This window comes from Desulfuromonadales bacterium, assembly GCA_035620395.1.
Lineage (GTDB): Bacteria > Desulfobacterota > Desulfuromonadia > Desulfuromonadales > DASPGW01 > DASPGW01.
Genome location: DASPGW010000259.1, coordinates 1 through 13,534 on the forward strand (window position 1 = coordinate 1; position 13,534 = coordinate 13,534).

11 protein-coding genes and 1 tRNA gene are annotated in these 13,534 nt (G+C 56.4%); 10 read left to right on the forward strand and 2 right to left on the reverse strand.

Features of this window, described 5'->3' with window-relative positions; translation table 11 throughout:
- Positions 1 to 173: 173 nt before the first annotated feature.
- Positions 174 to 1,463: a homocysteine synthase gene (locus VD811_14110; protein ID HXV22118.1), complete on the reverse strand. Its 1,290-nt coding sequence runs from the start codon at positions 1,461 to 1,463 to the stop codon at positions 174 to 176.
- A gap of 300 nt (positions 1,464 to 1,763) precedes the next feature.
- Between VD811_14110 and VD811_14115 the strand changes: the two genes are divergently transcribed.
- The 3 genes from VD811_14115 to VD811_14125 all read left to right on the forward strand — a co-directional run bounded on the left by VD811_14115 (position 1,764) and on the right by VD811_14125 (position 6,006).
- On the forward strand, positions 1,764 to 3,299 hold the full coding sequence (locus VD811_14115) for a R3H domain-containing nucleic acid-binding protein (protein HXV22119.1): 1,536 nt from the start codon (positions 1,764 to 1,766) through the stop codon (positions 3,297 to 3,299).
- Positions 3,300 to 3,416: 117 nt separating this feature from the next.
- Entirely contained in the window at positions 3,417 to 4,298 is an 882-nt protein-coding gene (gene htpX, locus VD811_14120) for a protease HtpX (GenBank protein ID HXV22120.1), read from the forward strand.
- Positions 4,299 to 4,344: 46 nt separating this feature from the next.
- The gene (locus VD811_14125; GenBank protein HXV22121.1) at positions 4,345 to 6,006 is read left to right on the forward strand and encodes an NFACT family protein; all 1,662 of its coding nucleotides are present in this window, start codon (positions 4,345 to 4,347) and stop codon (positions 6,004 to 6,006) included.
- A gap of 62 nt (positions 6,007 to 6,068) precedes the next feature.
- On the opposite strand, the gene VD811_14130 is transcribed toward VD811_14125, so the two are convergent.
- Positions 6,069 to 6,983 carry a proline dehydrogenase family protein gene (locus tag VD811_14130; GenBank protein HXV22122.1) on the reverse strand — a complete coding sequence of 305 codons (915 nt, stop codon included), beginning with the start codon at positions 6,981 to 6,983 and terminating at the stop codon, positions 6,069 to 6,071.
- Between the two features lie 178 nt (positions 6,984 to 7,161).
- On the opposite strand from VD811_14130, the gene VD811_14135 reads away from it, so the two are divergent.
- The 7 genes from VD811_14135 to VD811_14165 form a co-directional block, all read left to right on the forward strand.
- A tRNA-Leu gene (locus VD811_14135) sits at positions 7,162 to 7,248 on the forward strand.
- A 97-nt stretch (positions 7,249 to 7,345) separates the two neighbouring features.
- Complete coding sequence (locus VD811_14140) at positions 7,346 to 7,822, forward strand: DUF6538 domain-containing protein (GenBank protein HXV22123.1); 477 nt, start codon at positions 7,346 to 7,348, stop codon at positions 7,820 to 7,822.
- 158 nt (positions 7,823 to 7,980) lie between these two features.
- Positions 7,981 to 8,217, forward strand: coding sequence for an acyl carrier protein (locus tag VD811_14145; GenBank protein HXV22124.1), 237 nt, complete (start codon positions 7,981 to 7,983; stop codon positions 8,215 to 8,217).
- 156 nt (positions 8,218 to 8,373) lie between these two features.
- On the forward strand, positions 8,374 to 9,681 hold the full coding sequence (locus VD811_14150; protein HXV22125.1) for an MBOAT family O-acyltransferase: 1,308 nt from the start codon (positions 8,374 to 8,376) through the stop codon (positions 9,679 to 9,681).
- Between the two features lies 1 nt (position 9,682).
- Positions 9,683 to 10,669: a hypothetical protein gene (locus VD811_14155; GenBank protein HXV22126.1), complete on the forward strand. Its 987-nt coding sequence runs from the start codon at positions 9,683 to 9,685 to the stop codon at positions 10,667 to 10,669.
- A gap of 461 nt (positions 10,670 to 11,130) precedes the next feature.
- Positions 11,131 to 11,724: a hypothetical protein gene (locus tag VD811_14160; GenBank protein ID HXV22127.1), complete on the forward strand. Its 594-nt coding sequence runs from the start codon at positions 11,131 to 11,133 to the stop codon at positions 11,722 to 11,724.
- Positions 11,725 to 12,407: 683 nt separating this feature from the next.
- Positions 12,408 to 13,534, forward strand: a 1,127-nt coding sequence (locus tag VD811_14165) for a DUF1254 domain-containing protein (GenBank protein ID HXV22128.1), incomplete at its 3' end; no start/stop codon positions are given.

Here is a 13,534-nt window from a genome sequence, read left to right on the forward strand (position 1 = left end):
TAGCCCTGCCTGGAATGGCAGGAGCCAGGATGGAACGTTTCCAGTTATATCCGAAAGGCGCACTGCTGTTGAGGTGGCGTTATGCAGAGAATGAGGACAAGGCACGGGGGGCGGGGTGTGCTGATACGCAGTCGGGCGGACCGGCGGCCCGCCCGACTGCCTAGGGAAATTGCTCAGTTCTGGCTGGCGCGCAACGCCTGATCGAGGTCGGCGATGATATCCGCCACGTCCTCGATCCCGACCGATACACGAATGTAATCGGGGGAGACACCGGCGGCGATCTGCTGCTCGGCGGTCAACTGCTGGTGGGTGGTGGTCGCCGGATGGATCACCAGGGTCTTGGCGTCGCCGATATTGGCGAGGTGGCTGGCGAGCTTGACGCTGTCGATGAATCTGGCGCCGGCCGCCGCCCCCCCCTTGATGCCGAAGCCGAGGATCGCCCCCTGGCCGGCGGGGAGGTACTTCTGCGCCCGTGCATGGTCGGGGTGGCTGGCAAGCCCCGGGTAGTTGACCCAGGAGACGCAGGGGTGAGCCTCGAGGAAACTCGCTACTTTCAAAGCGTTCTCGCAGTGGCGCGGCATGCGCACATGCAGGGTTTCGAGGCCCTGGAGGAAGAGGAAGGCGTTGAACGGCGAGAGGCAGGGGCCCATATCGCGCAGCAGGGTGAGGCGCATCTTCAGGATGTAGGCGAGATTGCCGAGCGCCGCGTGGTAGACCAGCCCGTGGTAGCTCGGGTCGGGGGTGGTGTATTCGGGGAAGCGGCCGCTCGACCAGTCGAAGTTGCCGCTGTCGACCACCGCGCCGCCGATGCTGGTGCCGTGGCCGCCGATGAACTTGGTCAGCGAGTAGCAGACGATGTCGGCACCGTGCTCAATGGGGCGGAAGAGGGCGGGCGTGGTGACGGTGTTATCGACGATGAAAGGGAGGCCGTGATCGTGAGCCACCCTGGCGATCGCCGCGAAGTCGTCGACGTTGTTCTTCGGATTGCCGATCGATTCGGTGAAGACCGCCTTGGTGTTCGCGTCGATGGCGGCGGCAATGTTTTGCGGATCAGCGGTGTTGACGAACTTGACCTTGATCCCCATCCGCGCCAGGGTGTGATGGAAGAGGTTGTAGGTGCCGCCGTAGAGGAAGCTGCTGGAGACGATGTTGTCGCCGGCCTTGGCCAGGTTGAGAATGGCCAGGGTGATGGCCGAAGAGCCGGAGGCGAGCGCCAGGGCGCCGACGCCGCCGTCCATTGCCGCCAGGCGCTTCTCCAGCACGTCGGTGGTGGGGTTCATCAGGCGGGTGTAGATGTTCCCCATCTCCTTGAGGGCGAAGAGATTGGCGGCGTGCTCCGAGGAGTTGAAGACGTAGGAGCTGGTCTGGTAGATCGGGACGGCACGCGAGTTGGTGGTCGGGTCGGGAACCTGGCCGGCATGCAGAGCCTTGGTGCCGAGCCGGTACTGGGTTTCTTCGGACATGGTCAGCCTCCTTGGGGGGTGAAATGCGCTGGGTGAATCGCGAATTGATAGTTCAATGCTCGGGAACCTTGAGGAATTATCGGTACCAGTTTGGAGCGCACTAGTCAAGAATTAATATCGGCCGATGGCGTTGCAATGCGGCTCTAAATATAGCAGAGAATCCGGGGTTGGCAGCATGTAATGCCTGAGTGCGGATCAGGAACGGAATCGCACCCCATGGCGCCGCAGCCGAGCAAAGCCGGAGTCGCGAGAAATAATGTGTATAATTGGCTCAACGGCACGCATCTGAGAGGAGACGGTGTGAAAGACAGCCGTAAAAAGACCCCCGCCCCCGGGGAGGACATTCTCCTGCTGGTCGCTGCCCTGCCAGCCGAGCTGCAGGCAGTTCTCCTCAAGATGGAGCTGGACAAGCTTCTCGAGGTGGTGATGGACCTGGGAAGGATCCCCGAGGCCCGCTTCCCCGAGAGGGTCGCGCCGCTTTCCGACAATCTGGTCACCCCGGAAGACTTGGCCCATGTAACCGCCTTGCTGGGGGAATTCGGTGACGACAACCGTGCCGGCATCGAGCGGACGCTCCACCGCATCTCGGCCATCCGCAACCGAAAAGGGCAGATCATCGGCCTCACCCTCCGCGTCGGGAGGGCGGTGTTGGGCGGGATCGAGCTGTTGCGCGACCTGATCGAAACCGGCCAAAGCCTCCTCATCCTGGGGCGGCCGGGGGTGGGAAAAACGACCAAGCTGCGGGAGATGGCGAGAGTGCTCGCCGACGATCTGCACAAGCGGGTGATCGTCATCGATACCTCCAACGAAATCGCCGGAGACGGCGACATTCCCCACCAGGGAATCGGCAGTGCCCGGCGGATGCAGGTGCCTCGCGTCGAGCGCCAGCACGCCGTCATGATCGAGGCGGTCGAGAACCACATGCCGGAGGTGATCATCGTCGACGAGATCGGCACCGAGGCCGAGGCGGCAGCGGCTCGCACCATCGCCGAGCGCGGGGTCCAACTCATCGGCACGGCCCATGGCAACACCCTGGAGAATCTGGTCAAGAACCCCACCCTCTCCGACCTGGTGGGAGGCGTCCAGGTGGTGACGCTGAGCGACGAAGAGGCCCGCCGGCGACGCACAGCGAAAACCGTCAGCGAGCGCCGGGCGCCTCCCACCTTCGACATCGTGGTGGAGATGGTGGACCGGGACGAGGTGATTGTCCACCCCGACACCGCTGCCGCGGTCGATGCTCTCCTGCGCGGCTTCCCTCTCCGCGGCGAGCGGCGCGAGCAGGCCGCCAACGGCCAGATCCACGTGCTGGTGCAGGAAGGAGAGCCGCCAGTCCACCCGAACCTGGCGGCGGAAGAGCCTGCCCGCCGCGGTCCGGCCCGCATCTATCCCTACGCCGTTTCCCGCGACCTCCTCGAGCGGGTGATCCGCAGCCTGGGCCTCAACGCCCGCACGGTTGGCGGGCCGGAACAGGCGGACCTGATTCTGGCGCTGCGCTCCCGGGACGGCGACCTGCGCCTCAAGCGGATCATGGAGAAGGGCGGCGCCTCGCTTCACTTCATCAAGCGGAACACCGCCAACGAGATGCGGCGACTGCTGGAACGGACCTTCCATATCCTGGAAGGGGTCGAGGGTGAGGAAATACATGAGATGGTAGACGAAACGGAAGCGGCCATCCGGCGGGTCCTCGCTGAAGGGGTGGAGGCGCCTCTGGCCCCGCGGCGTCCGGCTCTGCGCCGGATGCAGCATCGGATCATCGCCGGCCGGGGTCTGGTGGCGGAGAGCACGGGTAAGGAACCGCAGCGCCACCTGGTCATCCGTCCAGGCGAGGGGGAATGAGATAGGGTGGGGGGAGGCTGACATTCATGAAGCATCCACCGTAATAGCGGTTGACGCCTGCTTTCCAGACCTATAAATTGCTTCCAGTAAAAAATCGAATCCTCGGAGGAGGCTGTCATGAAGCGAGTTGTCCTGTTCGTCATCACCAACCTGGCGATTGTCCTCGTGCTCGGCATCGTGCTGAGCCTCTTGGGAGTCGATCGCATTCTCGATGCGCAGGGGGTCGGCCTCGACCTCTATAGCCTGCTGGTCTTCGCCGCCGTCTTCGGTTTCGGCGGTTCGTTGATCTCGCTGGCCATCTCCAAATGGACGGCCAAACGGCTGACCGGCGCCCAGGTTATCGAGAGCCCCCGCAACGCCACCGAAGCATGGCTGGTCAACACCGTCAGGCGGCAGGCCGAGCGGGCCGGCATCGGCATGCCCGAGGTGGCGATCTACAATTCTCCCGATGTCAACGCCTTTGCCACCGGCATGCGAAGAAACAGCGCTCTGGTCGCGGTCAGCACCGGACTGCTGCAGTCGATGACGGAGGAGGAGGCGGAGGCTGTTCTCGGCCACGAAGTCAGTCACGTGGCCAACGGCGACATGATCACCCTTGCCCTCATCCAGGGGGTCGTGAATACCTTCGTCATTGTCCTGTCGCGGGTAGTGGGGCATCTGGTCGACCGGGCCGTATTCAAGACCGAGCGCGGCCACGGCCCGGCCTTTTATATCACTTCGATCGTCGCTCAGTTGGTCTTCGGCATCCTCGCCAGCATGATCGTGATGTGGTTCAGTCGGCAACGGGAGTTCCGCGCTGATGCCGGCAGCGCCGGTCTGGCGGGCCGTGAAAAGATGATTGCCGCCCTGCAGCGTTTGCAGAAGACGACCACCCATCCTCTCCCCGACCAGATGGCAGCCTTCGGAATTTCCGGTAGCAGGGGAAGCGGTCTGCGGCGGCTGTTCATGACCCATCCGCCGCTGGAGGAGCGCATCGAGGCGCTGCGGGCGGGACGCTGAAGTGTATAGACTTGCGGCCTCTCGCCGTTTCTTCTGATTTCCCTCCATGGCCATGGACCTCCTGTTCCTCGAGGCCGTTGTCCGCGAACTGAAGCAGACGGTTCGCGGCGCGGCCGTCAGCAAGATCCACCAGACCGGCCCGCACGACCTTGTCCTGCGGCTCTGGACCGGACGGGAAAACCTGCGCCTGCTCATCTCTACTGCACCCCGGGCCAACCGACTCCATCTGACTGAAGCAAAAATGCCCAATCCTGCGACTCCGCCGCGTTTCTGTCAGCTGCTGCGGTCGCGTCTGAATCGACTGCTGGAGATCGAGCGTCTCCCCGGTGAGCGGGTCGTCAGACTGCTCTTTGCCGGTAAGGCCGGCGAGCGCTGGTCTCTGGTTGCCGAGCTGCTCGGCCTGCACGCCAACCTCATCCTGCTCGATAGCGAAGAGCGGATCGTCGATGCCCTGCAGCGCAGCGAAGGGAAGACGCGGACGATCCTGCCCGGCTTGCCGTACCGGCCGCCCGATCGCCCCTCCCGCATCGATCTGGGGGTGGACCTGCCGGCGATTCCCGCCGGCGTTCCATTGCGCTCCTGGCTCCTCGAGACCGTGAGCCCCATGACCCCGTTGCTGGCCGAAGATTTGGCGGCCGGGGTCGAGGCTGGCCTGCTCCCGCAGGAGCTTCTGGCCCGTTTCCGCGAGCGCTGGCTTGCCAGGGAGTTCAGGCCAATTCTCGGAAAATGGGGGCAACAGCTTGTCCTTTCGGCCTTTCCTCCAGAGCATATCAGCCTTGAGAACGGCCGCGCCTTCTTCAGCCCCTCCCAGGCGGCCGACGCCTTCTACGCTGACGATGCTGGCGATGGACTCTTTATAGGCGGCAGGTCGGAGCTGGAGCGGGTCGTGCGCAAGGGTATCGCCCGCCTCCGGAAGCGCTTGGAGAACATCGAGGCCGAGAAGGAGAAGGCCTGCACCTTCGAGCGGCAGCGCGAACTGGGCGATCTTCTGCTCGCCAACCTGCACCGGTTGCGGCGGGGGCTCGCCGAGGTCGTCCTCGACGACTGGTACGCCGATCCGCCAGCGTCGGTGAAGATGGTCCTCGATCCGGCCCTCTCGCCCCGGGAGAATGCGGAACTCTACTTCCGCCGCCACCGCAAGGGGAAGCGCGGGTTGGAACACACCGAACGCCGCTGCGCTGAGACTCTCGCCGAGATCGAATGGCTGGAAGGGGTGGCCCTTGCCCTGGACGAGGCCGCGGGAGTTGCGGAACTTGAGGACGTCCGCCAGGAACTGGCCGCGGCCGGGATGCTCCAGGTGCGCCCCGAGTCAGGCCGCCGGAGCCGGTCGTCTGAGACGCAGGAGCAGTTGCGCAGCGCCGTTACTCCCGGCGGCTACAAACTCTTCTGGGGAAAGAACAACCGCAGCAACGACCACGTCAGCCGGCAGTTGACCGACCCCGACGACCTCTGGTTCCACGCCCACAATATGCCGGGCTGCCATCTGGTGCTAAAAAGAGGGGAGAGGGGAGGGACTGTCCCCGAAGTCGACCTGCTGCATGCCGCCGCGATCGCCGCTGCGCATTCACGGGGGAAGGACGCCGGCAAGGTCGAGGTGATGGTCACCGAAGGAAAATGGGTGAAGAAGCCGAAGGGAGCGCGGCCGGGGCTGGTCACCGTCGAGCGCTACCGGACGGTCGTGGTGCGACCAATGCGGCCGGAGGGGTAGAGGCAGACCCCTGTGGGTCCGTCCTGGGCAGACCCGCAGGTCTGCCCAGGTATTCTGAAACCCTATTCTTTCAAATGCCGCAGCAAGAACCAGAGGTTGGCCGGCCGCTCGGCGACCCGGCGCATGAGGTAACCGAACCAGTCTTCTCCGTAGGGAAGATAAATCCGCACCCGATAACCTTCCCGCAGGAGCCTTTCCTGCAGATCCCGACGGATGCCGTAAAGCATCTGGAATTCATACTCGTTCTGTTCAAGGCCGAAGATGAAGGCGATGTCGATGGCGAAATCGATCAATCTTTCGTCATGGGTGGCGAAGGCCGGGCGGGTGCCGGAGCGCATCAGCGCCTCGGTCAGGCGCATGAAGTAGAGCGTCACCTCCTCGCTTTCCTGCCAGGCCACCTCCTCCGGCTCCAGATAGGCGCCCTTGACCAGGCGGACCGGGACGTTCTCCCGGTTCAGGACGTCGATGTCCTCGCTGCTGCGCCGCAGATACGACTGAATGACTGCGCCGACGTTGCCTGTCTGCCGGTTTATGTCGCAAACGATTTCAATGGTTTTCTCCGTCAGGTCCGCCCCCTCCATGTCGACCCTGACGAAACGCTTTACCGTTGCCGCCCGTTCGGCCACCCGCAGCAGGTTGCGCCGTGCGAACTCCGCATCGATGCGGATGCCCAGGTGGGAGAGCTTGACCGAGACGCCCGTCTCGAGACCCGCAGCCGCCGCTTCTTCGACGGCTCCGGCGTACTCTTCAGCGGCGGCCTCGGCCTGTCCGGGGTCACTTACCTCTTCGCCAAGGTAGTCGAGGGTGACCTTGAAGCCTTGACGGTTGAGTTCCCGGGTGACGGCGAGGGCTTCGGCGCGCGTCTCTCCGGCCACGAACCGGCGGCTCGCCTGGCGCGCCAGCGGATTGTGGCTGAGGAACTCTTCGAGCTCCCTGCGTCTGGAGAGAAAAAGGAGGGTCTGCCGCAGCAGCGTCAAAGGCGTATCTCCCGGTAATCGCTTCCCGTTTGCCGGATGAAATTGGTTAAAGAGGCTCTCTTCAAAGGTTAACAATGCCCCCTGACAAGTCAACGCAGCCCCGTCGGAGGAAAAGTCGGACCCGCGTTTTTTTTATTGCATTGCCCGGAACGTTTTGCTATAAATTGCCTCGCTTCACGCCCAAGTGGTGGAATTGGTAGACACGCTAGGTTCAGGGTCTAGTGGTCGTAGGGCCGTGGGAGTTCGAGTCTCCCCTTGGGCACCATTATTAAAAGTCCTGCAATAACAGCAGGTTATGAATCCAACTCAACTTGTGTGATACCAGCTGTGATACCGCTGGTTAACCTTGAGGAGTTGGATTTATGCTTTCCTACCTCTGGAAACGTAACAGGACCTACTGCAGCATCAAAATTCCTGTCGAATTATCCTCTCTTTTTCCTGTCCAATTAATCCGTATTTCCCTCAAAGCAAATGACACCGATGCTGCCAAGGTATCGGCAGCAAACGTCCACAGGCAAGTGCTAAACTACTTTGCCTTGCTTGGGTCTGGTGCAGTCGACGCTGATCTTGCAAGTGGACTGGTTGAAGCGATAATGTCAGGAACGAAGCGGTTTAAGGTGGTGAAGGTGGAAGAGGGAACCAACACAGGACCAGCTTTTTCCCAGATGATTCAGGAATATATCGCTGACAGATCCCCTCGGTGGGCGGAGAAGACCAAACTGGAGTTCAGGTGCCCTTCCGCTTCCTGTCCTGGCCGGTTCGTTGACTGGGTCTTTTTTATGACCATAGTCAATGGTCTGGCAACAAAAGACATTATTAACTGCGTCATGGTGCCGTAGGTGAAAGTATTCTGGACTCTGCGAGGGGATTGGTTAACCCCTTCGGAAAAAAGGCGTTACGGGATGGGTAAAATGTTAATCATCTCAAAAAAATCTAGTTGATTTTCAACATGTTTCAATGATACTAGTTCACTATATATCCACCATGGAGGGTTCGCGTGCAATTACTAGACAAGTTAAATAAAATTTTTTGTGAAGTGTTTGATGATGACGATATTAATATTGCTCCAGAGATGACAGCAAATGATATAGATGGGTGGGATTCCCTTTCGCATGTCAACCTAATCGTTGCCATTGAGATAAAATTCAACATCCGTTTCTCACAAAAAGAGTTATTGACCTTCAAAAATGTTGGCGATTTGCTAAGAAGCATCCAAAACAAGACAGCCATTTAGTGTAAAACAATGCCATTTCACTCCTTTCAGTACTTCTTATTCCTGCCAGTCATTTATCTGCTTTTTTATTTTGTTGATGATCGAGCACGCTGGGTTGTTTTGCTAGCGGCAAGCTTGGTGTTTTACGCTTCCTTGAAGGTGCCATACTTGTTGGTTGTGCTGGTACTCGTGGCAATGACAACCTATTCTTTCGGAATCTGGCTAGATCAAACAGGCAACCCAAAGATAAAACGCGCTTTGTTGTGGGGTGGGATTGCGATCAACGTTCTGATTCTGGTCGCAATGAAGTACCTGCCGTTTCTGTCGGAAAACTTGCAGTCACTTGCAACCTTTCTTTCAATAGATGTCCAGAGTCAACCGGTCAACGTATTCGTTGCTATTGGGGTGTCCTATTATGTCTTCCAAGCCATATCCTACCTCTTCGACATCTATCTTGAGCTTGAAAAACCAGAACGGCATTTTGGTTATTTCGCTTTGTACCTGGCGTTCTTCCCAAAATTGTTACAGGGACCAATAGAACGAGCGGGGGATCTGATCCCGCAGCTTAAAATAAAATACGAATTCAATTACGACAACATGCGTTTTGGCATGCTGCTGTTCACATGGGGCCTATTTAAGAAGGTCGTTATAGCAGATCGAATTGGCCTCTATGTTGATGTTGTTTATAACGATGTCTATTCCTTTACCGGCCTACCGCTCCTTCTAGCAACCTATGCTTATGCTTTTCAGATTTACATGGACTTTTCTGGTTATACCGACATGGCTCTAGGCACCGCTCTCATGTTTAACATCAACCTGACCCAGAATTTCAATAGCCCTTATCTTGCCACATCGGTAGCTGATTTTTGGAGGAGGTGGCACATCACATTTTCTCGCTGGATCCTTGACTACATCTTTAAACCCCTACAAATGCAGTGGCGGAATTGGAGAAACTGGGGCACTGCAAGTGCACTGGTTATTGCATTCTTGATATCAGGCATTTGGCATGGAGCAAGTTGGGGATTTGTGATCTGGGGTGGGTTGCATGGTCTGTATCTGGCTTGCTCGGTATTTTATAAGCCATATCAGAAAAAACTACATAAATTTTTTGGATTAGAAAAAACGAAGAGCTTAAAAATTTGGCAGATCTTTGTAACTTTCAATTTAGTTAGTTTCTCCTGGGTGTTTTTTAGAGCGAACAGCCTTACCGATGCTATGTACATATTGTCAAACATGATTAATATTTTTCACGAGTTCAAAGGAATAAGATTGTTATTGAGTTCGCAGGGGGAATTTCAATTAGATGTTTTAATCATCTCCATACTGTTGTTTTTTGCAATTAGTACCTCATTGAAAATTAAAAATATTTCCTCGATTTTTATTAAGCATAGTTTGGTTAGGTGGTTATGCTATTACTCTCTTGTTATCTATTTGATATTCTTTCGTGTCGTTAAACAACCTCAGTTTTTATATTTTGCATTCTAATATGAATAAAATTATAAGAAAATTGTTCTATTTATTGTTTCCTATTTTTGTAATATTTGTTGCAATTGTTTATTGCGTAGATAATAGTTCGTATAATGTATATAATGACGACCTAGAAAAAAAGATTACCGAATTTACAAAACCAAAATATGATTATACATTGGTTATTGCTGGTGATTCCAGGGCCGAAAGACAATTGGTGCCAGACATAATTCTTAGTAAATATAATATTAAATCGATAAATATTGCCACCTCAGCCTGCTCAGTTTCAAATATGTATAATGCACTTAAAAAATATGATCTACTCGATAAACAAATAACCGTCGTGGTCAGCGTAGGTTTTTTTCAGATAAATGATGGTGCAATTGATACTGGCTATATTTCAATGGCTGAAATAATTAGCATGTCTTTAAAAGATAAATTTATTTTATTTGCCAACGATATAGGTGGTTTGTATAGGAATTATTTAAATGCATTGCAGGAAAATATTGTTAACTTTTTTATAAAAGCGCCTTTTAGATTAAAGGAAAATGACGAGCGCTTGGAACATCATGGATTTAAACCTATTGATGGTTCAATTAATCTGCCACTCGACTTTTCTACTGATTCTGAAAATACAAAACACAGTTGGTACAAAAATATAAATGTTTATGGTGTGCGCTGGAAAAATATGCAGTCAACTTTGAATAAAATGTCTAAATCGAACTGTAAATTTATTTTATTTCAGGCACCTGTAAGCGACGCATTCAAAAAGCATGTGAATGGAACAAATATAGACAGATACGAGAAAGAATTTTCAAACATGCTCCAACAAGAGGCAGATAAATATAATAATATCGAATTTTACGATTTTTATTCGAGGTCACTATCAAACCTTACGAATGATGATTATTATGACCCACAACATCTCAACAGGTTTGGTGCCGAAAAATTTACTATACTTTTAATGGATGAGATTAAAAATAAACTACATAATACATCAAAATAATTGCTGCTTTATATATTTCTGTAGCCGGCTTCCCTTGATTTTTTAAACATTTATAATTGATGAGACGAGTTGGAGTGGTGGTTGATTTAAGCCGATTGTGTGGTGGTTTCCTGAATTTTTTAGGAAGTAGACACGCTAGGTTCAGGGTTTAGTGGCCGTAGGGCCATGGGAGTTTGAGTCTCCCATTGGGCACCAGAGAAAAAAATGGTTGTAACCTTCAATAGTTATGGTTTTTTCTTTTGTGATTGCGTCCAGGTTGCAGTTGGTTGCGTTTATATATCTCGGCCGAGACCGCTGGCAATCCAGATCAATTTCTGAAGCATCCTGCGTGCGCCAACTTCCGTCTTGCCTTCCCGAGCCGACGCGCTATCATGGCCCATCTGGTCGCGGTGGCGGCCTGCCGCTCGCGGCCTTTTAGAGCCTACGGCGCGGCCATCTCCTTGGTATTTGTCTGAATTTTCATGAACGGTCCCGTGATGCGCAATGGTTTGGCTGCTGTCGCCTTAGTGTTCGTCCTGTCACCCTGGAATGTCGCCGCTCTTGCGGCCGAAACTGCACCTGACGGCCAGGTCTCGCGGGCTGCCGACGCCAAGGCGGCTGCCGCGGCGGCGCAGGCCGAACTGGTCGGGATGGACGCCGACGGCAACGGTGTGCGCGACGATCTCGATGCGCAGATCGAGGCACGTGCGGACAGCTCGGAGCAGAAGTCGGCACTGCGCCAGTTGGCCGCTGCACTTGGGCAGACGCTCACCGTCTCTCTTTCTGAGCCGGCGCAGATCGAGACGGTGGCGCAGGGGACCCTGCGCGCCTACGTCTGCGTTTTTTCGCGCTTCCAGGCTGAGCCTGCGCGGGCAGCGGTCGCCGAGGTGCGCCGGCTCGTCTTCGACACTGCGCCGCGCGCGCTCGCGGACGCCGCCTACCGGCGGGTGCGCGGCCCCGCGCTCGCGAGCATCCCCTACGGGGAGGCCTGCATCGGGGCACAGCCGCCTGGCACTGCTTCAGCTTTCTCGCCAGCGGCCCCGAAGGCTGAATCGAGTACCTCAGCCCGGCCGTGAACGGGCCGGCCGTTCCGCACGGCCTGCTCCAGATGGCCGCGGCCCAGCTCCAGCCACCAGCGATCCCGCTTTTGTCCCCGTCTCGCGCGGCAAAACGTTTGGTTAACGTGTTGCCGAAGAGGTGCCTTTCTCTTCCGGCGGCCAGTATTATTCCAACAGGCTACCGTACAGAAAATCACGACTGGCCGGATCGTTTTACCGTCTGATATTGTCGTGACTTGTACAACATCTTCAGGGGCCATTCTGATCGGCAGATCGGATGGCCTTATTCTTGTGAAGAAGTGGTTCTTACTACGGGGCGCTTTTGGGGAGAGCTAAAGCCGGGAGGGGGAGGAGAGAATAGCATGGCCCTTGAAACACGTTCCAGATCAAGTTAAGGTTGCATTGAACCTGTGTGTACGCACAGGCCCTGCTGAAGCGGCCCCTGGGGATTGGCTCCAGGGGTCGCTCTTTAGGTCCTGATCAGGGCATATGTGAAACTCCCCAAACCGGTGGTTGGCTGAGGCCATTTTTCAGTCAGGCGAAATTGTTGGACATTCGCGGCCGAATCGTTGCGACACCTTTGGAGGCTAATGAAGACTATCAATGTGCCCCCCCAGGATATGTCGCGATTGATGTTGTTGCCGTACGCCAATTACATTCATTTCGGCCACAAGACAGGGAGTTCCACCACGAAAGACAACATGATGAAATTACTTGGCAGCATCATCCTGACAGGGGTATTGATCTGCGGGCTTCAGACGGGCAATGCCCGTGCTGCCGTGCCGCTCAGTGCCCAGGAGGCGTACGAGATCGCTCTGGACGCCTATGTCTACTTCTATCCATTGGTGACGATGGACGTTACGCGCCGGCAGATGACCAACCTGGAAGAGGGGAAGAAGCCTGGCTACGGACCGATGAATACCTTCACCCACACCCGGACCTACCCGCCTGCGGACTTGAAGGTGGTGGTGCGGCCAAACTTCGATACCCTCTACTCGATTGCCTGGCTCGATCTGACCAGAGAACCGGTGGTCGTCTCGGTGCCGGATACCGGCGGGCGCTACTACCTCATGCCGATACTGGACATGTGGACCGACGTGTTCGCCGTTCCGGGCAAGCGAACCACCGGCACTGGGGCGGGGAGTTTCGCCATAGTGCCGGCAGGCTGGAAGGGGGAACTGCCGCAGGGGGTTGAGCGCATCGACGCGCCCACGCCCTACGTCTGGATCATTGGCCGCACCCAGACCAACGGGCCGGACGATTATGCCGCCGTGCACAAGGTACAGGACGGGTATGCGATCACTCCACTATCCCAACTGGGCAAGACGCCGCAGCCGATGGCATTCAAGGCCGATCCCACTGTCGACATGAAGACCCCGCCGCTGGAAATCGTCAATTCGATGCGCACCGCGGATTTCTTCAAATACGCCGCCGAGCTGATGAAGCTGCACCCGCCGCATCTGGTCGACTGGTCGCTGGTCGCACGGATGAGGCGTCTCGGAATCGAGCCGGGCAAGAGCTTCGACTTCGATAACGCCGATCCGGTGGTCAAAAAGGCCATCGAGGCTGCGCCGAAGGCGGCGCAAGAGCTTATGGCGTGGAAGCTCCCGAGCCTGGCCCGGGTCGAGAACTACTGGTCGATGAACACCGACACGATGGGCGTCTACGGCAACTACTACCTCAAGCGCTCCATCATCACGCAGCAAGGCCTCGGTGCGAACGTGCCGGAGGACGCCATCTATCCCTTGAATATCGGCGACAAGGACGGCAAGCCGCTGGACGGGACCAGCAACTACACGATCCACTTCGACAAAGACGATATCCCGCC

Excerpts from the sequence above, each read along its gene's own strand:
- VD811_14110 (HXV22118.1), bottom strand. The coding sequence starts at position 1,463 with ATGTCCGAAGAAACCCAGTACCGGCTCGGCACCAAGGCTCTGCATGCC.
- htpX (HXV22120.1), top strand. The coding sequence starts at position 3,417 with ATGAAGCGAGTTGTCCTGTTCGTCATCACCAACCTGGCGATTGTCCTC.
- VD811_14125 (HXV22121.1), top strand. The coding sequence starts at position 4,345 with ATGGCCATGGACCTCCTGTTCCTCGAGGCCGTTGTCCGCGAACTGAAG.
- VD811_14140 (HXV22123.1), top strand. The coding sequence starts at position 7,346 with ATGCTTTCCTACCTCTGGAAACGTAACAGGACCTACTGCAGCATCAAA.
- VD811_14155 (HXV22126.1), top strand. The coding sequence starts at position 9,683 with ATGAATAAAATTATAAGAAAATTGTTCTATTTATTGTTTCCTATTTTT.
- VD811_14160 (HXV22127.1), top strand. The coding sequence starts at position 11,131 with ATGAACGGTCCCGTGATGCGCAATGGTTTGGCTGCTGTCGCCTTAGTG.